This is a genomic window from Terrilactibacillus laevilacticus, from assembly GCF_006517395.1.
In the GTDB taxonomy this organism is placed as follows: domain Bacteria; phylum Bacillota; class Bacilli; order Bacillales; family Sporolactobacillaceae; genus Terrilactibacillus; species Terrilactibacillus laevilacticus.
The window spans coordinates 46,158-66,586 of sequence record NZ_VDCY01000013.1 but is presented as its reverse complement, the minus strand read 5'-3'; the positions used below and the strand labels follow the sequence as shown (position 1 = coordinate 66,586).

The following is a 20,429-nucleotide window of genomic DNA, read 5'->3' as shown; positions in this document are numbered from 1 at the left end:
ATTAGCCCCGGTTTCCCGAAGTTATCCCCGTCTTACAGGCAGGTTGCCCACGTGTTACTCACCCGTCCGCCGCTCATTCCACAAAACGCACCCCGAAAGGATTGTTTTGCTTCCTGCGCTCGACTTGCATGTATTAGGCACGCCGCCAGCGTTCGTCCTGAGCCAGGATCAAACTCTCCGAAGTACAGGATGTACGAGCTTCGATGTTGCAACAGGACGTTGCGTTCTTAGTCGAAGTTCATTACAATGTCGGTGTTGTCACAGGACGTGACGTCTTTAACCGACTTCCTTATAACAGGTACGAGCTTCGATGTTGCAACAGGACGTTGCGTTCTTAGTCGAAGTTCATTACAATGTCGGTGTTGTCACAGGATGTGACGTTCTTAACCGACTTCCTTTAACAGGTACGAGCTTCGATGTTGCAACAGGACGTTGCGTCTTTAGTCGAAGATTCACAACCTGTTATAGTCCATTTATAATGAACAAATAATTAATCGTTTCATTTGATCCATCGCTCTTTTTTCAAAGAAATCAATCGGTGTTACCCGTTTGATATTACGCTTGGCTTTTGTTTAGTTTTCAAAGAACAATCTCTTAATCTAGTGCTTTTCAACAGCAACTTTTATATCTTATCACGTTCAAAAGTTGTTGTCAATAACTTTTTTCATTACTTATCGCTAATTCGCAATAGCAACCTTTGTATTATATCAAGTTCAGATGTTATTGTCAATAAGTTCTTTTATTTCTTAGTCACCACTTCATAACAGCGACTTAAACTATATTAACATCATCCAAATTCCATGTCAACTCTTTTTTGAAGAACTTATAATAATTCTCTTAAATAAGTGATTTCTAATATCATATCAGCCTATAAAAAACATGTCACTGAACCTCTCATGACTAAAGTCACAAGTGTTCTCGGCTATTTCATAAATTATGAATGAAAAAACAATCCAATTATAACCATATACCTTCAATTCATATAATAAACAAATGAAAACCAACCATGCTTTAATTGTGCATGGTTGGTTTAAATGTGAGTTCATATTAAAGTATAGATTGAACGTATGAAACAATACAAACAAAGACTAAGAAAATCAAACTATATTTTACAGTAAATCGGAAAAGTTCACTTTCTCTACCTACAAGTCCAACTGACCCTGACGCAACTGCGATAGATTGTGGTGAAATCATTTTTGCCATCGCACCACCAGCAACGTTAGCAGAGATTAAAACAAGTGGTGCAACATGAATTTGGTTTGCAGTGATTTGTTGAAGGCCACCAAATAGAGCATTGGCAGATACAACGGAACCAGTTAAGAATACTCCAAGCCAACCAAGAACAGGCGCAAAAATCGGGAAATAGTGTCCAGTATTTGCAAGAGCAATTCCTAAAGTTGAAGATTCACCAGAATAATTTGCAACAAAAGCAAAAGCTAAAACTAGCATAATCGTTAATATCGGTTTATATAGTTCTTTAATTGTTTCAGCCAAAACTTCTCCACCTGCTTTAAGACTAACTTTAAGCAAGATCATCGATACGACGCAAGATACTAAAATAGCTGTACCCGTAGCAGAAATGAGATCAAGTTTAAACATGGCTGCATAAGGAGTAGGTTTTGGTACTAGCGGTGCTGATTTAATAACTAAATTATTTAACCATGGGACAGGAATATTAAGTGTTGTTTTTTCTAATAACCCTCCTGGCAAAAATAAGTTTTTAAATATTGATGTACACCAAATAGACACACAGATAGTTAAAACAATAAATGGTGACCAAGCTTTAACTATTTTGCCTAGAGTAAGTCCATCACCAGCTTGTTCTTGTTTTGCGTCTTTTCTTTGAAATACTTTAAGATAAACAGCCAAAGCTATGATACATACGATCGGTGCAATAATGTCTGGTAATTCTGGACCAATAAATCTAAAGGTTGCCCATTGAGATATAGCATAGAAGATAGCCGCAACAAAAGTCGGTTTCCATATTTTTATTAAACCTTTAAAACTGTCCATAACGACGACTAAGAAAAATGGCATTATGAAAGATATTATAGGAAGATAATTACTTAAGTTAATGGAAATTTCCTTTGGATCAATTCCAGTGACCTGACCTGCAACGATAACTGGAATCCCCATTGCTCCAACTGTACCAGGGGCGATATTAGCAATTAAACAGAGACCAGCAGCTTTTAGTGGATCAAAACCAAGTCCTACTAACAAGGCAGCAGTAATGGCTATTGGAGCACCGAAACCGGCAGCACCTTCAAGAAATGAATTAAATGCAAATGCAACTAATAGCATTTGTAACCTTTGATCATCTGTTAAAGAAACAATAGATTGCCGGATAATCTCAAATTGACCACTTTTCACTGATAATTTATATAAAAATACAGCACCAATTACGATATATGCAATTGGCCACAATGCATAAACAAAGCCATAACCTGTGGCGCCAATTAATAATTTTAATGGCATATGATAGAAAATAAGTGCAACTAATATTGCAGATAATACAGTGATAAAAGCAGCAATATGTCCTTTAATTTTAAATACTGTGAGAGCAAGAAAGAAAATTACAATTGGAATAACAGCTACAATAGCCGAAAACCAGATATTATTCATCGGATCATAAATTTGTGTCCAGTTCATCAACATACACCTTCTCATTACGTTTTGTTAAAATAAAAATCATAAAATCGATGGAATTTATCTATTTTAGGAACAAACCTCCTCACCTTCTCAGACTTTCCATTCAAATACGACCGCTAAACCTTTATTGATAACCGTCGTACATCCATATAATGAAAATGCAAAACGAAAACCAATAGATTAGAAATAAAGAGCTCCTTAAAAGTCCATAGATCTTCCATAGAATCTTTCTTAATAAACAGTGTGAATTAAATCACATGCATAACTTACCAAACAAAACAGCCTGATACTGTGATATTTATCACAATTATTGTTTGTTCTATACAAGTTCAGAATTCTGTCAAACATTTTGCTTTTATCGATTTTTTATTATAGAAAACACTTGACCTTATTTTTACCTTGTAAAAACACAATCATTCATCGATGATTAATCACATTTATACTCTTATGGAGGTTGTTCAAAAAGTCGCCGTGATAAGCTACGAATCTCAGCGCCCACTTGTTTTTCCGATCCTCAAAACAGTACCGTCTTGATCTTCTTGCTTCTAATTTGTCCCCTTTTAACACGAACTTATAACCTTAATACCCTCTATTGTAAAAAATGACCTAATTATGATAAAAACGAAGATATTATCTCCCAATCATAAGGCAGCCTTTAATATATAAAGACTTATTCTTTTTTCGAATCATAAACTTAACTTATATGTATTTCACCAAATATACTGTCTGATGTATAATTAAAATCAACGAACCATAAAAACGATTAAATATAGAGTAACAACATTTAATTTCACCATTTAAGGAGGTGTAATTTTGATAAAAGTATTTAAGATATTGATTCAGGTAGCGGTATTATACTTCTTCGCCATAATAGGAAACCTCTTATCTTCGATTCTACACCTTCCTATCTCGGGTAGTATTATTGGAATGTTTATAATGTTTGCCATGCTTTATTTTAAAATTCTACCTGTATCGAAAATTGAAATGGGCGCAAGTTTCCTATTAAGTGAGATGCTACTTTTTTTCGTTCCTTCAGCCGTTGGGATACTTCAATATAAAGAAGCCGTTTTTAATTATGGGACACAATTTTTACTGGTTATTTGTTTAAGTACGATTACTGTTATGATCGTCACAGGAATTGTCGCTGAACGATTTTCACGACAAAAGGAGAGATATCGTTAAATGTTAGTTAGTTTTTTATGTATTATTATGACCATTGTGTCTTATATCATTGCGAAATTCATTTATAAAAAAAGTAAAATATTTATTCTGACGCCTTTAATTATAGCACCGGTACTACTTTCATCATGTATCATTCTTTTAGGAATTGATTATACGGACTATGATAAAGGCGGGCGTTGGTTGACAAACATGCTTCAACCAGCAGTTGTTGGCTTTGCGGTTCCGTTATATAAATATCGGGCTGTTTTGAAAAAACATATGAGAGTGATTTTAGTTAGTATGTCATCGGGAGCCATTGTTGCTCTTGCAAGTTCTGGAATATACGCCCATTTAGTCCACTTAAAAAACGATTATTTGCTTAGTCTATTACCCCGTTCAGTGACGACACCTATTGCTATGGTTATCTCAGCAGATATTGGCGGAGTACCAACCATGACTGCGATTTTTGTTATTGTCACAGGTATTTGTGGATTAATACTCGGCCCTATTATCATACGTTTCTTTCACATACGCGAAAAACTGGCTAAAGGATTATTACTTGGAATGGGCGCACATGGTGCTGGTACTTCAAAAGCTCTTGAATTTGGAACAGAGGAAGGAGCTGCAGCAAGTCTAGCCATGGTTTTAGCAGCTGTGCTGACCCTTATATTCGCACCAATTATTACACCTCTTATTTTATTATAAAAAGAAGTTAATATCTGTGAGAAATTTCACATATAAATGTGAGTTCAAAAAGGAGACAAATCAAATGGGTTACTGGCTAAGTACACTGGCATCCTGCAAGAAACGCCAGTACAAGCCCGCCCCGGCGTTGGAAGGCTAAGAGCGGCGCAGTTCCTTAAAAGCGGCATTCCTCGCGTTGTGGTACTTCAAGCGCCAGCCATAGGACGTGAGCGGTTTTAGCCAGCGATCCTCTTGTATCCACTACATGAGGACCGGAAAAACGAGTGGGCGTCGAGGATTCGTAGCTTATCATTTGGTAACTTTTTGAACAACCTCTAAAAAAACGTCAGATCAATGATCTGACGTTTTTTTATACATAAGCTATTGATTCGACTGTTTGAATAGCTTTTACAACTTCATCAGCTTTGTATGGTTCCTCTCTCATAAAATGAATGGACTCGGATCGATGAACTGCTCGTTTAGCAATAACTTGCATGTTTAAAATATTCGGTTCAACATCCAGGTCCTTGAGATTGATCGGCAACCCTAATTTCTGATAAAAAGGCAAGAGACGATCAATTTCTCCGATTTGACCCTCAAGAGCTAATTGAACAAGAATCCCATAAGCGACTTTAGCTCCATGAAGAACATTATGCGTGCCATCCAAGGCAGTTAATCCATTATGGATACTATGCGCACCAGCAATTCGGCCAACACGATCGCCAAATCCACCCACCATTCCAGCTACACCAATAATCGTTTCATAAACATGACGAAAAGCATGATTAACTTTACCAGTTTGCACAGCTGTTAGAGCTTCCTCACTATATTTGATTAATTGATCAAAACATTGTTTTGCACTTTGATGTCCAATCGTCGTTAGTAAATTGGGGGCATCAAGTTGACGATACAAGCAATCGCATTCATACCATTTAGCTAATGTATCTCCAATACCTTGTATAAAATAGGGTGTTGGTGTTTGGATCAGCAAATCTGTATCCAAGTATACAGACCAAGAACTTACTTCAAAAACTTCAAAATGGGTATATTGATGATCACGATAAAAAACACTTAATGGTGCCCAAGGAGAACAATTAGATATAATGGTGGGAATTAAAACGACAGGAATCCCTAATTTCACACTGACCGCTTTCGATAAATCGAGAACTTTTCCACCACCGACACCTATCACGATACTCCCTTTTGATGAACTACACAATTCTGCCAGACGATCTACTTCTTCTAAAGTGCAATCTCCCGCATATTTCTGGATATTTGGTTCAAATGGAAGATTAAGATAAGGCTTTGCTACCTCCCATGATTTCAGCCCAGTAATAAGGTTAATTTTACTGAAGTGATTATCAAGTAACTCTTGAGATAAATCTCGTAATACGCCTTGTCCACTTCGTACCTTTTGTGGTGCGCCTCTAACAACTGATATTGCCATAACTGTCCCCTTCTCTTAATCGTTTCTGTAGGAAGAGTGTTAGATATATTAATCACTGTCCTTCATTGCAATGCAAGATTCGAAGGACAATGATGAATACCTCCTTAAACTTCCACTCATTAATAAAACAGACTTATGAATGATTTATTGTAAAAATATCTCAGTTCATTTTACTGTTTATTTGCTTATCTTTCAACTTTATTAAACAGCATGACTGTTTGTTCAGAAGAAAATATCTTCTTATTCCTATATAATAGAAGAAAATGATCAATAGACGGAGGGTTCTATGTCTCACCATTTGGAATTAACGTATTTGAAACTTTTACCAGAGCAAATCAAAGAGCACATTATGAAGGTAAGAAATAAAAATGAAAAATTACTATCACATGAAATAAAAAAATACATTGGAAAAAGTGGGTATTCGGCGCCTGATGACTCAATTATCGTCGATGCCATCGTTTCTCTCAGTCTAGGGAAAAATGTTCTATTAAAAGGACCGACTGGGTCTGGAAAAACAAAATTGGCTGAATTATTATCCAATCTGATGTTTCAACCAATGTATTCAATTAATTGTTCTGTTGATTTGGATGCCGAAGCCTTGTTGGGTTATAAAACCATCACATACAATAAAGCCAATCAAGCTGAAATTCAATTTGTCTCTGGACCCGTCGAAAAGGCCATGAAGCAAGGTCATCTACTCTATATAGATGAAATTAATACAGCAAAAGCAGAAACTTTACCAATATTAAATGGTGTTTTGGACTATCGGAAAATGGTCCTCAATCCCTTCACGAGTGAAACCATCTATGCTAAAGAAGGGTTTGGAGTCATAGCAGCTATTAATGAGGGGTACATTGGGACTACACCATTAAATGAAGCGTTAAAAAATCGCTTTGTTATTATTGACGTTCCATATATTCAAGGTGAAGCCTTATTTGAGATGTTGAAGGAACAATCTAAACAAAAAGATGAGCAGTTGTTGAAGCAATTTGTACGTCTGAGTCAGGACTTAACTTCCAAAGTTGAAGAAGGTCAAATTTCTGATGAAGGAGCATCCATACGTTCATTATTAGATGCATGCGACCTATCCGTCTATATGCCTGCTAAAAGAGCCATTACACGAGCAATCAGCAGCAAATTAGATGATCAACGTGAAAGAATTAGCATTGAAAATATTGCGGCGACCTTATTTACGTCATCATAATTTTTTATAATTAACCCTTTAAAAAAAGAAATATGACGACGGTCATGTACCATAACTTAAAAAAAGAAAAAGGGGCACTTTAATGAAATTTTTAGATTTTATGGATAAACAAACGGACCCTTTTATCAATATGGCTTTAACAGATCTTGCACGAACATTATCACAAGAACCGACATTAGATGTTGAGTTTACGTTTTATTCCTACTATCAAAAAGATTTAAAACGTCTTACAGTTAGTCATTATTGGTCACGCTTATTATCAGAACGAAAAATGGAAGGTATGAAAAGTGATGTTTACCTCCGAGCATTTGGAGAACATCACTATTCAGATCAGAATGTTATCATGCAATTTCGTCATGAGGTCAATCAATTAATGTATCCTCAATTTAGTAAGCAATTGTTCTGTCTTCTTGAAGATCGACGATTAGAGAAGTTATGTATAACAGAAAGAGCAGGAATGAGTGATGCCTTTAACTTTCGACAAATTGTGTTTCAACAGCGTTTTAGAGAACGCTTTACCCATCATAAGAGAAGTAAGGAATGGCTAGATATGATTTTCTGTTGTATATATTTACAGATAATACATCGCCCAGTGGCTTTGCCTCCCTCTTTTTTGTTTCTTAAACCTGCTATTCGTCATTTATCTAATATGTTCGATCAACTCAATAGCACAGATGAGGTTAGACAAACGGTCAAAACCTTTGAAACTTCATTAAAATCTGGATTAAAGGACATGCAAGCCATATATTTTGGATTATCTGAACAAATAAGAGACAAAAAACAAACCAAAGAATTAAAATCATCAAATAAATGTCAAAGTCAGTCAGAAGAACACCTTTCAAAAGAAAAAAATTCACAAGACGATAAATGGTCAACTTGGCATGAAGAACAGCAAATGATTGGTGATAATTTATTGCAGCATGATTTGGATCAAGGAAAGAAAACAAATTTAACAGATGGTGATACTAACCGAATAGAATCGGGTGATCAAGCGGCTGGTAACTACCAATCTTCATCAAACCAATCCAATCATCAACAAGATGACCATTCTATCGAAAAGAAACAAGAAACAAGACAATCTACACATTCTCTCCATTCTAACGAGGATAGTGAAGTCAATCGTCATGCAAAACGGATTGAAAAAACATCGATTAAACCTACTTATGAAGAAATCCAAGAGTATCAGAAAGTACGTGAACAGATTGGATCGCTAGAACGGCAATTATCTTTAACATTGCGTAAAACGATTGAACAAAAACAAACCGCCCCTCGTCACGAACGTTATTTTGGACGATTGTCACAAAAGAAATTGCCTTCTTTACTTATCCAAAATCAACCAACCCTATTTTACAAAAAAAACGTGAAAGAGGATCAACAGTTAGACGCTGCTTTTTCTTTACTTGTGGATTGTTCAGCCTCTATGATTGATAAAATGGAGGAAACAAAGCAAGGTGTTATACTTTTTCATGAAACGTTAAAAGCACTAAAGATTTCACATGAAATTACAGGTTTTTGGGAAGACGCCATGGAGGCAACTGATATTGAACAGCCAAATACCTTATTCCAAGTGATCTCATTTCAACAATCTCTTCATCAATCCGCTGGACCACGGATTCTTCAGCTTTCTCCAGAAGATGATAATAGAGACGGCTATGCCATTAGGCAAGTCGAAAAGCGACTGCTCATCCGTCCTGAGAAAAGAAAAATTTTACTTGTATTTTCAGATGGTGAACCGTCAGCGTATCACTATAATGACAATGACGGAATAATTGATACGTATAAAGCCGTCTCAAACGCTAGGAAAAAAGGTATTGAAGTCATTGGTGTATTTTTGGGAAGTGAGGATTCACAAGATAAAGAAATAGACACGATGAAAAAAATCTACGGTCGAGACTGTTTAATCATTCCTACAATAAAAGATATTCCTTTATACTTAACACCACTATTGAAAAAACTCCTTTTTCAAATAATATAAAAAAACATACGCTGCAACTCTAGATGATATTGCAGCGTATGTTTATTTCTATCCCGCCTGAACGGCTAGTAAAGACCCCCACCTCAAAGTTTTGGGTATTCAAGAAGATAGGGTCAACTGCCCATAAAGGTCCGATTGGTTCAGGCCTACCTTCAGTGGGGGATAACGCAGGCTAAAAACGCGACGGCCAGTCGCAACGCCTGCACTAGCACATCCTGTGCGTCAAAAAACCCATGATGGAAGTTTAACTTTGTTTTATTATTGATCAAATGTATGGCATGATTAAATTTCGGCCGTTTGCTTTTGACGGGTAATGATCCACTTGGTCACATACGTTTGTACGATTAAAAATGCACCGCCAACGATCCAATATAACGGTAAAGCGGCAGGTGAATTGAATGAAAACATAACAATCATAAGTGGTGACATAAAACCCATCATCTTCATTGTTTGTCCTTGTTCCGGTTGAACAGTCATCATTGTTTGTTGAACTCTAAATTGAACGTAATAAATGAGCCCAGCAAGGATGGTCAAAACTAGACTGGGCCCACCTAAACTAAACCAGAGAAACGTATGTGAAGCAATAGCATGTGAACCACGAATGGCAAAATAGAAAGCAGATAAAATTGGCATTTGAATAAGAATAGGCAAACATCCTATTGATAAAGGATTAATGCCATGCTTCTTATACAGGGCCATCATGTCTTGTTGTAATTCTCTCTGTTCTTTAGCGTCTTTTGATTGTTTTATTTTTGCCTGAATTTCTTGCATTTCTGGCTTAACGCGTTCCATCTTTTCACGCATTTCATTTTGGTTGATCATTTGTTTAATCATTAAGGGGGCAAGAACGAGACGAATGATCAATGTTAAAACGATAATAGCGATGCCATAGCTTCCCGAAAATAAAGTTGCTGTGAGATGAATTAAAGATGCAAAGGGTTCAACAATATAGTGGTGAAACCCTGTTCCTACATTCATTTGGCATCCCGACAGTAATAAAATCATGCTTAACAACCCGACAAATATTATTATTTTTTTCATTAGGTCCTCCTCTAATTTTAAATAATTATGATATGAGGAGACCGCAATGGTCGGTTGAATCGTCATTTGGCCTTTCTTTTCGGCGTATGTGTTTAGCTACCCAATGTATAAAGACATTGATCGGCATCACTTGATCTTGAACCGATTTTTTGACTAAATAATTCGTATAAATCCAACGTTCTTTTTTGACAGAATCTGAATTATAGTAATGACTGAGGAAGACGCTTGTAAAATTAATGGATAAAACAATAAACAAGGTTATTGTCGCGATATATATCGTTGAATCATTTAACATGTTTAAAATGATATCCATTCTATTTGCCTCCTCTTCCTCAATTTTAAGTTATAAACAATTATAACACAGTTTTATATAAACTAGTGAAAAAGGGACAAGGCATGATGCCTTGTCCCTTTTTAAAGCGTAAAGGAATTACTTTCCTAAACCAGTTTCTTTTATAACTTTGTCGAGAGCTTCTAAAGCAGCTTCTGCATCAGAACCTTCTGCACTGATTGTAATTTCAGCACCTTGAGTGACGCCGAGAGCCATAACTCCCATAATTGATTTTAAGTTTGCTTTTTTACCATTATAAGCAAGTTCAATATTTGATTCGAATTTGCTCGCTTCACTGACTAAGACAGTAGCTGGGCGTGCGTGAATTCCTGTTTCATCAATTACTGAATATGTTTTTTCCATTTTACTAACTCTCCATTCTCTTTTTGATTTATAAAGTTAATCCAGTACCCATTATAACCTAAATGAATGGGGAATGTGAATAAACCGAACTAAACTTTAAATATTGATTCAATCTTATTTTACATAAAACTTTGACCAATGACTACATTTTATTTCATTGTTATTATTTTTGCCTCATTTCCCTCTATTGAGCCTTTTTTAATTTGGATGATTTGTAAAAAATAGGTATGACATTTAAGCAGTATTTTGGAGAGATATATAAATCAGCATTGATCTCCTTGTTTGTCGGTCCCTTCTTCACTAATGTAATATACGATCCTTTCCAAAAAATAAGCTACCTTTCACCTGCTCGTGACAGGAAAATGGCAGCCTTAAGCTTTCTGGTCTTATGTGAATTTGGACCAGTTTATCATTTGTGAAAATATCTATCCAGTTTAAAAGATTAACCCCGACCTGCTTGGAAAGATGGGTAAAGCGTCATTCCGCCATCAGCAAATAAAGTAATACCTGTTACGTAGCTGGCTTCTTTTGATGCGAGCCAAGCAGCAACATTGGAAATCTCTTCCGGCTCTCCTATCTTACCCATCGGAATCATAGATTCGACATCGGCTTTTACTTTTGGATCTTTGAATTTTTCTGCGTTGATCGGTGTATCAATGGCGCCAGGACCAATGGCATTAACACGAATTCCTTTTGGCGCATACTCCATTGCAAGGGTTTGGGTTAATAATTTAACACCGCCTTTACTTGAAGCATAATGAACAAATAAAGGCCATGGAATTTGTTGGTGTACACTACTCATATTAATGATGGTTCCTTTAATATCATGTTCAACCATATATTTAAGGGCTTCACGGCAACCAAGGAATACACCCGTTAAATTCACATTTATAACCTTGTTCCAATTATCAAGACTCATTTCATGTGATGGTGATGGCATTTCCATACCAGCATTATTGACCATGACATCTATTGTTCCGAATGTATCGACAGCGGCTTTTATAAGTGCAATAACATCTTCTTCTTTGCTGACATCAGCTCGAAATGGAATAGCTTCTCCACCCGCTTGTTTTATTTCATCAACAATTTGATGAGCTTCTTCTTCACCACTTCGGTATGTAACCACGACTTTCATTTTTTCTTGTCCATATCGGGTGGCAATGGCGCGACCAATTCCTTTTGAAGCGCCTGTTACGACAGCTACTTTTCCCTCTAAATCTTTATACATTATTTTATTCACTCCTTAATATAATCAATGTTTAACCTTGTGATCGTGCATATCCAATAAATACCCCGCCTGCAACAACGAGTAAACATCCAATGCAAACAAATATGATTTGTCTAGTTGTTTTTTTCTCACCTAATAAGAAGATTCCTCCCAGTGTGGAAAAGATAATTCCCATTTGAGACAAAGAGAAGCTCGTAGCAACGCCTACACGAGGTGTCGCTATAAGCAAACCAAGATTACCTATTCCCCACATGATACCTGTTAATACGTTTCGTAGTGTATATTTGTTAAATTGATTATGTCGTATGGTTAATAATAATGCTCCTATCACCATCCCCATCGATTGAGGCAAAATGGCTTCCCAACCACCGATGTTGAAATATCTTAGAATAACAATATAAACAACATAACCAATGGTTGAAATAATTAAAGTTGTAATACCTTTAATAAGATTGTTTTGCGCATTATCTTCATCCTTTTCACCAAATGATGTTAGAAATACTCCAACAATAATTAAAATGATCGCTGTAATTCCTAATATTAGCTTTGTCGTCGTAGACCATTCATGAAATAAAAAAACACCGAACAAGGTTGTTCCCACAAGTTGCATTCCTGTGGACATAGGCATTGTTTTTGATACACCTAAAGACTTAAACGCGATAAATTGATTCATTTGTCCTAATGACCAAAATAAGCCTGAAATAAAACCGATGAGCAGAATATGGAAGGATGTATTGGGATGAACAACAAAGAAGGCGATAATTGAAAAAATCAAAGCGCCAAATGTTGTACCTAAAACTTGATTTTGTGCCTTTCCTCCAAGTTTTGATGATACTATTGGTAAGAATCCCCACATAACGGCTGGGATGAGCGCAACTAAAATGTCTAACAACGTGAATCACCTCAAATAAAAATTAATACAGATAAATTCGAATTAAACGATTACCCCCTTTACCTAAAGGTTAGATCTGTATAAGATTAAGTTACCCTAAGATGCTAGATATAAACGTACGGATTTAATAAAGTGAGATTCAATCAGAGAAAATCTTCCCTCATTTTAGGATGCACTTTTTAACACAAAAAAACCTTCATTAGGGTAAACTAACGAAGGTTTTTTGTTTTAAATATTTTGTTTTTACTAAGATAAGTCTTTATCCCGCTTTATTTTCTATTCTGAGTTTATCTGCCACCATAGCGATGAACTCTGAGTTTGTCGGTTTAGCTTTGGACATGGAGACAGTGTAACCGAATAAAGATGATATTGATTCGATATTGCCTCTACTCCAAGCGACTTCTATGGCATGACGGATCGCTCTTTCCACCCTGCTTGACGTTGTTTTGAATTTTTTGGCAATATCCGGATAAAGAACTTTTGTGATTGATCCTAGTAATTCAATATCATTGTATACCATAGAAATGGCTTCTCTTAAATACATATAACCTTTAATATGTGCTGGAACACCAATTTCATGGATGATATTTGTAATACTTGCGTCTAAATTTTGCGCCCTATGTCTTGGTGAAGATGTGACAAAAGAACTTGACGATTGACCTGTTGAATGCGATACATTTTTTCCTGCAACAAGGCGAATATTATTGACAAGGTTCTCCATATCAAAAGGTTTTAAAATGAAATAAGAAGCCCCTAAATCAACTGCTTTTTTCGTGACATCCTCTTGACCAAACGCTGTTAGCATAATGACATTAGGTTTAGGTAAATCATTATTTAATCGAATTTGTTCAAGTACGCCGAGACCATCTAGGTGTGGCATAATTATATCTAAAACAAGAACATCAGGGGATGCTTCACGAATTTTTTGCAGACATTCTTGACCATTAAAGGCTGTAGCTACCACTTCCATATCATCTTGTGCCCTTAGATATTCTTGAATCATTTTTATAAGTTCTTGATTATCGTCAGTCAAACAAACCTTTATTTTCTTCAAATTTCGTTCCTCCTCATATCTTTTCTTCCCACTATATGTTTTCGACACGAAAAAATGTATCCCTTTTTTATCTTTTTTTAATTATCTATACTATTTTTGTGTATTCTCTGTTTTTCAACTTATTTCTTTCAAGTTTTACAATATTCTACACCATAAACTTGTCGAATGTCGAAAAATATTTGGAGGAATTAAAGTTTATATATAGAATGCTGAAGAAAAAAGATAAAATATCAAAAGCCCTGAGATCAACTCACGGCTTTTGATGTTTGATGATGATGTTGTGCTGTAAATTTAATTCCGGCTTCTCGTAACATCCACTCGATATGAACTCCGTATCCCGAAGTTGGATCATTTACAAAAACATGTGTGACAGCTCCAATAATCTTATTATTTTGAATAATTGGGCTACCACTCATTCCTTGAATAATTCCACCCGTTTTTGATAATAATCTGGGATCGGTAATCTTAATAACTAACCCTTTAATAGCAGGAAGTTTTTGCGGAACTGAACTAACAATCTTTATATCAAATGCTTCAACCTTGTTTCCCTTTAGGACAGTAAGAATTTTTGCTGGACCTTCTTTAACTTCATTAGGTAGCGCAAGTGGCAAGCCCTGATCCATTATATGATTGGTTAATCGTTTGTTTAATGTCCCATAGACACCAAATGGTGTATTTTTTGATATATTTCCAATATTTCTTGGTTCATCCGAAAATGATGCGATTTTTTCACCTGGATTCCCATTTTGGCCTTTATCAATAGCATTAACAGTTGATTTAACAATTTGGCCTTTGTCAACAATAATAGGTTGTCTCGTATCCACATCGGAAATAATATGACCTAAGGCCCCGTATTTACCAGATGTCGGTTCATAGAAGGTTAAGGTTCCAATACCAGAGGCAGAATCACGTATATACAAACCTAACCGATATCGATGATCCATTTTATCTTGAACAGGCTTTAATGTTTTAACTAAATGCTTATTTTGTCTAATAACACTTAAGCTTAATTTTTGCTCCCTGTCTAAATTTGAAATAGTATTCTGTACATCAGTTATATTTTTCATTTTTTTCCCATTTATTTTTGTAATAACATCTCCTACACGAATATCAGCTTTTTCTCCAGGCGATTTTTCACCTTTTACACTATCCACTAGGTGATATCCAACTACTAGGACACCTAATGTATTTAATTTTACCCCAATCGATTCTCCACCAGGTATTAGACGTATTTGTGATATATCTTTCGATTTCTCGTTTTCCTGTGCATTAACAATTTCATTATTTTTCTGTGAGAAGTCACCAACCATCGGTAAAACATTCGATTGTTTCTTAATCCTGACCTGATTGGTAGTTGAAACAGTATCTATAGTCATTTGATTATCATGTTTAATCAATTCTTGATCATTAGAATAAAACCATCCAAGGCCAAACATGAAGCCAAGGAGAATAAAACCAGCGATTCGCATAATCCATGTCGACTTGTTCATGATTTCTCTCCTCGCTCCTAACCCACACTTAATTTTTTTCGTTGTGACATTTATTAAGGTTGCCTGAGAAGAGAAGAATTATTACTGATCATTTTTAGCAAAACTTCCCGTGACTAGAGGTTCTTCATCTGGCTTGCGAGAGATAAAAGTTCCTCTGCATGCTGTTTTGTCAACTCTGTCATCTCGACTCCAGAAATCATTCTGCCAATTTCACGGACTTTTTGTTCTTGATCTAATGAATGAACTTGCGTTTTTGTTCTCTTGTTATGAGAAATATCCTTTGAAATATAAAGATGATGATCGGCCATAGCTGCAACTTGTGGTAAGTGGGTGATACAGAACACTTGGGAGGCTTTTGAAAGCTGATATATTTTTTCAGCCATGGCTTGGGCAACGCGGCCACTTACTCCCGTATCCACTTCGTCAAAAATTATAGAAGTGACTCCCATGACCTCTTTAAAATTAGATTTAATGGCAAGCATAACACGGGATAACTCCCCACCTGAAGCGACTTTAGCTAAAGGCTTCAGCGGTTCTCCAGGGTTGGTTGTAATGAGAAACGTGACTTTATCTATACCATCTTTTTGAAAATCAGAAAAATTTTCTAAACGTAACGGCTGTTCAATTAAGACCTCAAAAGTCGCATTTTCCATGTAAAGATCTTTTAGTTCTCGATTAATGGCTTTATTTAACTGATTAGCCGATCGTTTACGGTATTTATTTAATACGTGTCCTTTATCATTTAATTGAAGAAGATGGTCATTAAAATCCTTGGTTAACTCATCCATTTTGTGGTCATGATTAGAAAGATCTTCCCATTCTTGTTTAATTCGGGTATAATAAGCTAAAATTTCGTGAATACTTTGTCCATATTTTCGCTTTAATAAATGAATTTCATTCAGTCTCGCTTCAATTTGATTTAATCGTTCTGGTTGATATTCCATTTGATCAAAATAATCTCTGAGTGATGACGCATTTTCTTCCAAAAGATAATAACTATTTGATACAGCCTCATAAAATCGGTGAAGATCCTGATCGAGTGATTGAATTGTTTCAAGTTGATTCATCGTCTGTCTTAGAGAGTCTAGTGCTTTTTGTTCTCCATTTAATGATTCGTAACTAATTTGAAGAGCTTGAAAAACCTTTTCATAATTCACCAATTTTCTTTTTTCTTCAATTAAGGCTTCCTCTTCACCAATTTGAAGCTTTGCATCATTAATCTCATTGATTTGATATGTTAATAAGTCTAAACGCTGAGCTAATTTTTGTTCATCTTGATTGAATTTCATCATTTCTTTATATATCTCTGAAACATGTTGGTATAGCATTTGATAATCAGATTTAACTTTAGCTAATTTGGATCCACCAAATTGGTCTAACAAAGCCATATGGCGGTCTTGATTTAATAATGATTGATGCTCGTGCTGTCCATGGATATCGATTAATTTATGTCCGATGTCTTTTAAGTTCGAAAGGGTCACAAGTTTTCCATTTACACGACAAATACTTTTACCTTGATTTGATATTTGTCTATTTAAAATAAGCATATGATCATTTGGATCAATACCAAGTTGCTCTAATGTAGATAAAACAACATGATCGGCATCGATTTCGAATAGAGCCTCAATTTCAGCTTTTTTTGTCCCATGACGCACATACTCTGAAGAACCTCTTCCACCAGCTAATAAACCAATTGCGTCAATAATGATCGATTTACCGGCTCCTGTTTCACCCGTAAAAACCGTTAAGCCTTCTTCAAAGGATATGACCAATTTCTCAATGATTGCAAAATTTTCTATATGTAATTCTAATAACATAATGCCCTCCGTTAAATCGAACCTTTGTTCTTATTTTATAATGAATGGACAAAATCGTCAATGTTTTTTCTTTTAAAAACGAACATACGTTTATTTATATATAAAAAAACTTTTCCTATAAAAGGAAAAGTCGTTTAATTAGATATTATTTTTTTAGTTCTTCATGGGCTTGAGTGACGACTTGGTTTATGATCTCTTCCATATTTTCCATTTCCATGAACTGATTAGGGTTCCAAACGAAATGAGATAAAAATTCAATATTGCCATCTCCACCTGTAATAGGTGAGAAACTTACCTGTTCAACACGATATCCTAATGATTCACTAAAAGATAAAATCTCTTTCAAGACAGACTTATGAACTCTGGAATCTCTTACGATCCCTTTCTTTCCTATCTCTTCTTTACCTGCTTCGAATTGTGGCTTTATTAAGACGACAACGTCACTATTTTCTTTTAAAATTGTCGAAAGAGTCGGTAATATTTTCGTCAACGAGATAAATGATACATCGATGGTTGCAAACTCTGGTATACCTTCATCAAAGTCATCCCGAGTGCAATAACGAAAATTTGTCCTTTCCATGACTATAACCCGTTTATCTTGCCTTAGCTTCCAGGCTAGTTGATTATACCCAACATCTAGAGCATACACTTGCTTTGCTCCGTTTTGCAGTGCACAATCCGTAAATCCTCCTGTCGATGCCCCAATATCCAACATGATTTTATCTTTCACTGAAATAGGGAAGATTTTTAACGCTTTTTCTAATTTAAGTCCACCTCGACCGACATATGGAAGGATATTCCCCTTAATATGAAGCTCCGTTTCGCTATCTATTTTACTTCCTGGTTTATCGATTCGTTGATTTTCTGAATAGATCATACCTGCCATGACAGCGCGTTGAGCTTTTTCTCTTGAGTCAAATAATCCTTTTTTTACTAATAAAACATCTACACGTTCTTTCATCGTTACTCCTTTATCCCGCCTTAATGGCTAGTAAAGATCCCTTCCTCAAGATTCTAAGTATTCAAAGAAGATAGATGTGGGATCAACTGCCGTGAAGGTCCGATTGGTTCTGGCTTACCATCAGCGGGGGATGACGCAGGCTTAAAAACGCGACGTCCTGTCGCAACCCCTGACTAGCACATCCTGTGCGTCGAAAAACCCCCACTGATGGAAGTTTCACTTATTAAGCCCTTTGCCTGTGTGTCGGCGAGTGATGTTTTGATAAAAGATGTTTTGCACGCAAATAGATATGTTCTGGTGTCAATCCAATCTCATGTAATAGTTCTTTAACACTACCATGTTCAATAAAACGATCTGGAATTCCCATTCGGTCAACTAAATGACCGTGATTTCCCTGATCATGTAAGTACTCAAGTATACTGCTACCAAAACCACCTTCTAAGGCACATTCTTCTACCGTTAATATAGGCATATTCTTTTCAGATAATTCCTTTAACATATCTCGGTCTAAAGGTTTAATCGACCGAGCATTAATCACCTTAGCGTGGATACCTTCTAATTTTAATTGTTTTGCGGCATCTAATGCATCATGTAGTAGAGGACCGAAGGAAAGAATGGCAAGATCAGTTCCATCTTTAATAACTTCCCATGATCCTATAGGAATCTCTTCTAACGTTTGATCCATTGGAACACCATAACCATTGCCACGTGGATACCGAATCGCTATCGGACCATCATGATACTGCATTGCTGTATATACCATATTTTGACATTCATTCTCATCTTTTCCCATCATAATGACGATGTTTGGTATGCTACGAAGAAAGTTCACATCAAAAACGCCTTGATGTGTTTCACCATCAGCGCCGACTAACCCCGCTCGGTCTACAGCGATTACAACATTTAGATTTTGTCTGCATATATCATGAACAATCTGATCATAGGCACGTTGCATGAATGTCGAATATATCGAAAGTACGGGTTTCATTCCTTGTGTTGCAAGTCCGGCGGCAACAGTTGCTGCATGTTGTTCAGCAATTCCTACATCAAACAAGCGATCTGGAAATTCTTTTGCAAAAGGAACGAGTTTGGATCCAACAACCATCGCTGGAGAGACAACGACAATACGATCATCTTTTCTCGCCAATTTTTGAAGAGTATCACAAACGACGCCACTGTAGGATGGTGCAGACCCTACGGGTTTAATAAAATCACCAGATTCAATTTTATATGGGCCAGTACCGTGCCAAGTGCCAATCAAATCTGACTCTGCAGGTTTATAGCCCTTCCCTTTTTGAGTAAGCACATGAATTAATACAGGACCTTTTCGTTTTTTTGCATAAGACATATTTTCCATTAAAGCATTCATATTATGACCATCAACTGGACCAAGATACGTAATACCCAATTCTTCAAAAAAGAGCCCAGATACGAGTAGATACTTTAATCGATCTTTCATTCGTTCGGCGATCGTTGCAATACGATTGCCGAATGTAGGGATTTTCTTCATTAAATATTCAATATCTTCTTTCGCCCTACGGTACTTTCCTGCTGTTCGTATACGACCAAGCATATTATGAAGAGCTCCTACATTAGGTGCTATCGACATTTCATTATCATTCAGGATGATGATCATATCTTTTTTCTCATGACCAATATGATTTAATGCCTCAAGAGCCATTCCACCCGTTAATGCGCCGTCTCCTATAATAGGAATAATAAAATCATTCTCTTTTTTCAAATCTCTGGCTATGGCCATTCCCATCGCCGCAGATAATGACGTTGAACTATGGCCTGTTTCCCAAACATCATGTTCGCTTTCATTTCTTTTTGGAAATCCACTTAAGCCTTTATATTGCCTTAACGTGTCAAACTGTGAGGCACGACCCGTTAAAATCTTATGTACATAAGATTGATGACCAACATCCCAAATCAATTTATCTTTTGGACTGCTGAAAACTTTGTGTAATGAAAGAGTGAGCTCAACCACACCTAAGTTGGGAGCTAAATGCCCACCTGTAACTGATAATTGTTCTATTAAAAATTGTCGTATTTCTTGAGCAAGCTGCTCTAATTCTGGTATCGTCATATCTTTTAGAAATATAGGATCTTTAATCGACGTTAAATCCATC

Annotated in this window: 17 protein-coding genes and 1 rRNA gene; 5 read left to right on the top strand and 13 right to left on the bottom strand. The window is 36.1% G+C overall.

The genetic code is table 11. The features are described from left to right. Nucleotides 1–184, bottom strand: a 16S ribosomal RNA gene (locus FG390_RS12825); the annotation flags it as partial. 126 nt (nucleotides 185–310) lie between these two features. Between FG390_RS12825 and FG390_RS12820 the strand changes: the two genes are divergently transcribed. Next, entirely contained in the window at nucleotides 311–490 is a 180-nt protein-coding gene (locus FG390_RS12820; protein ID WP_141191434.1) for a hypothetical protein, read from the top strand. A 557-nt stretch (nucleotides 491–1,047) separates the two neighbouring features. Here FG390_RS12820 and FG390_RS12815 read toward each other — a convergent pair. Continuing rightward, nucleotides 1,048–2,652 carry a lactate permease LctP family transporter gene (locus FG390_RS12815; RefSeq protein ID WP_181406496.1) on the bottom strand — a complete coding sequence of 535 codons (1,605 nt, stop codon included), beginning with the start codon at nucleotides 2,650–2,652 and terminating at the stop codon, nucleotides 1,048–1,050. 810 nt (nucleotides 2,653–3,462) lie between these two features. Here FG390_RS12815 and FG390_RS12810 point away from each other — a divergent pair. Next, nucleotides 3,463–3,831 carry a CidA/LrgA family protein gene (locus FG390_RS12810; RefSeq protein WP_181406494.1) on the top strand — a complete coding sequence of 123 codons (369 nt, stop codon included), beginning with the start codon at nucleotides 3,463–3,465 and terminating at the stop codon, nucleotides 3,829–3,831. Beyond that, the gene (locus tag FG390_RS12805; RefSeq protein WP_141191431.1) at nucleotides 3,832–4,515 is read left to right on the top strand and encodes an LrgB family protein; all 684 of its coding nucleotides are present in this window, start codon (nucleotides 3,832–3,834) and stop codon (nucleotides 4,513–4,515) included. Nucleotides 4,516–4,864: 349 nt separating this feature from the next. Here FG390_RS12805 and FG390_RS12800 read toward each other — a convergent pair whose 3' ends face one another. Further along, on the bottom strand, nucleotides 4,865–5,941 hold the full coding sequence (locus FG390_RS12800) for an iron-containing alcohol dehydrogenase family protein (RefSeq protein ID WP_141191430.1): 1,077 nt from the start codon (nucleotides 5,939–5,941) through the stop codon (nucleotides 4,865–4,867). Nucleotides 5,942–6,227: 286 nt separating this feature from the next. Between FG390_RS12800 and FG390_RS12795 the strand changes: the two genes are divergently transcribed. Both FG390_RS12795 and FG390_RS12790 read left to right on the top strand, forming a co-directional pair. Continuing rightward, the gene (locus FG390_RS12795) at nucleotides 6,228–7,145 is read left to right on the top strand and encodes an ATP-binding protein (RefSeq protein ID WP_141191429.1); all 918 of its coding nucleotides are present in this window, start codon (nucleotides 6,228–6,230) and stop codon (nucleotides 7,143–7,145) included. 82 nt (nucleotides 7,146–7,227) lie between these two features. Then, the gene (locus tag FG390_RS12790; RefSeq protein ID WP_141191428.1) at nucleotides 7,228–9,120 is read left to right on the top strand and encodes a vWA domain-containing protein; all 1,893 of its coding nucleotides are present in this window, start codon (nucleotides 7,228–7,230) and stop codon (nucleotides 9,118–9,120) included. A gap of 282 nt (nucleotides 9,121–9,402) precedes the next feature. Here FG390_RS12790 and yidC read toward each other — a convergent pair whose 3' ends face one another. From yidC to dxs, 10 genes are all read right to left on the bottom strand, one after another. Then, nucleotides 9,403–10,161 (bottom strand): membrane protein insertase YidC, encoded by a 759-nt coding sequence (gene yidC / locus FG390_RS12785; protein WP_141191427.1) that lies wholly within the window; start codon nucleotides 10,159–10,161, stop codon nucleotides 9,403–9,405. A gap of 25 nt (nucleotides 10,162–10,186) precedes the next feature. Further along, nucleotides 10,187–10,474, bottom strand: coding sequence for a hypothetical protein (locus FG390_RS12780; protein WP_141191426.1), 288 nt, complete (start codon nucleotides 10,472–10,474; stop codon nucleotides 10,187–10,189). Between the two features lie 117 nt (nucleotides 10,475–10,591). Beyond that, entirely contained in the window at nucleotides 10,592–10,855 is a 264-nt protein-coding gene (locus FG390_RS12775; protein WP_141191425.1) for a phosphocarrier protein HPr, read from the bottom strand. A 442-nt stretch (nucleotides 10,856–11,297) separates the two neighbouring features. Further along, nucleotides 11,298–12,083 carry a glucose 1-dehydrogenase gene (locus FG390_RS12770; protein ID WP_141191424.1) on the bottom strand — a complete coding sequence of 262 codons (786 nt, stop codon included), beginning with the start codon at nucleotides 12,081–12,083 and terminating at the stop codon, nucleotides 11,298–11,300. Nucleotides 12,084–12,114: 31 nt separating this feature from the next. After that, a complete protein-coding gene (locus FG390_RS12765) occupies nucleotides 12,115–12,975 on the bottom strand; it encodes a GRP family sugar transporter (protein ID WP_141191423.1) in 861 nt (286 codons plus the stop codon). A 259-nt stretch (nucleotides 12,976–13,234) separates the two neighbouring features. Beyond that, complete coding sequence (spo0A, locus tag FG390_RS12760) at nucleotides 13,235–14,029, bottom strand: sporulation transcription factor Spo0A (protein WP_141191422.1); 795 nt, start codon at nucleotides 14,027–14,029, stop codon at nucleotides 13,235–13,237. Nucleotides 14,030–14,274: 245 nt separating this feature from the next. Beyond that, nucleotides 14,275–15,519, bottom strand: a complete 1,245-nt coding sequence (gene spoIVB, locus FG390_RS12755) for a SpoIVB peptidase (protein WP_141191421.1) — start codon at nucleotides 15,517–15,519, stop codon at nucleotides 14,275–14,277. A 113-nt stretch (nucleotides 15,520–15,632) separates the two neighbouring features. Next, nucleotides 15,633–17,336, bottom strand: coding sequence for a DNA repair protein RecN (gene recN, locus FG390_RS12750; RefSeq protein ID WP_141191420.1), 1,704 nt, complete (start codon nucleotides 17,334–17,336; stop codon nucleotides 15,633–15,635). A 145-nt stretch (nucleotides 17,337–17,481) separates the two neighbouring features. Continuing rightward, nucleotides 17,482–18,297, bottom strand: coding sequence for a TlyA family RNA methyltransferase (locus FG390_RS12745; protein ID WP_141191419.1), 816 nt, complete (start codon nucleotides 18,295–18,297; stop codon nucleotides 17,482–17,484). 223 nt (nucleotides 18,298–18,520) lie between these two features. Then, complete coding sequence (gene dxs, locus FG390_RS12740) at nucleotides 18,521–20,428, bottom strand: 1-deoxy-D-xylulose-5-phosphate synthase (protein ID WP_141191418.1); 1,908 nt, start codon at nucleotides 20,426–20,428, stop codon at nucleotides 18,521–18,523. Nucleotide 20,429 lies beyond the last annotated feature (1 nt).

Coding starts and splice junctions, on each gene's coding strand:
- FG390_RS12820 (WP_141191434.1), top strand. CDS start 311: ATGTTGCAACAGGACGTTGCGTTCTTAGTCGAAGTTCATTACAATGTC.
- FG390_RS12805 (WP_141191431.1), top strand. CDS start 3,832: ATGTTAGTTAGTTTTTTATGTATTATTATGACCATTGTGTCTTATATC.
- FG390_RS12800 (WP_141191430.1), bottom strand. CDS start 5,941: ATGGCAATATCAGTTGTTAGAGGCGCACCACAAAAGGTACGAAGTGGA.
- FG390_RS12795 (WP_141191429.1), top strand. CDS start 6,228: ATGTCTCACCATTTGGAATTAACGTATTTGAAACTTTTACCAGAGCAA.
- FG390_RS12790 (WP_141191428.1), top strand. CDS start 7,228: ATGAAATTTTTAGATTTTATGGATAAACAAACGGACCCTTTTATCAAT.
- yidC (WP_141191427.1), bottom strand. CDS start 10,161: ATGAAAAAAATAATAATATTTGTCGGGTTGTTAAGCATGATTTTATTA.
- FG390_RS12780 (WP_141191426.1), bottom strand. CDS start 10,474: ATGGATATCATTTTAAACATGTTAAATGATTCAACGATATATATCGCG.
- FG390_RS12775 (WP_141191425.1), bottom strand. CDS start 10,855: ATGGAAAAAACATATTCAGTAATTGATGAAACAGGAATTCACGCACGC.
- FG390_RS12770 (WP_141191424.1), bottom strand. CDS start 12,083: ATGTATAAAGATTTAGAGGGAAAAGTAGCTGTCGTAACAGGCGCTTCA.
- spoIVB (WP_141191421.1), bottom strand. CDS start 15,519: ATGAACAAGTCGACATGGATTATGCGAATCGCTGGTTTTATTCTCCTT.
- recN (WP_141191420.1), bottom strand. CDS start 17,336: ATGTTATTAGAATTACATATAGAAAATTTTGCAATCATTGAGAAATTG.
- FG390_RS12745 (WP_141191419.1), bottom strand. CDS start 18,297: ATGAAAGAACGTGTAGATGTTTTATTAGTAAAAAAAGGATTATTTGAC.
- dxs (WP_141191418.1), bottom strand. CDS start 20,428: ATGGATTTAACGTCGATTAAAGATCCTATATTTCTAAAAGATATGACG.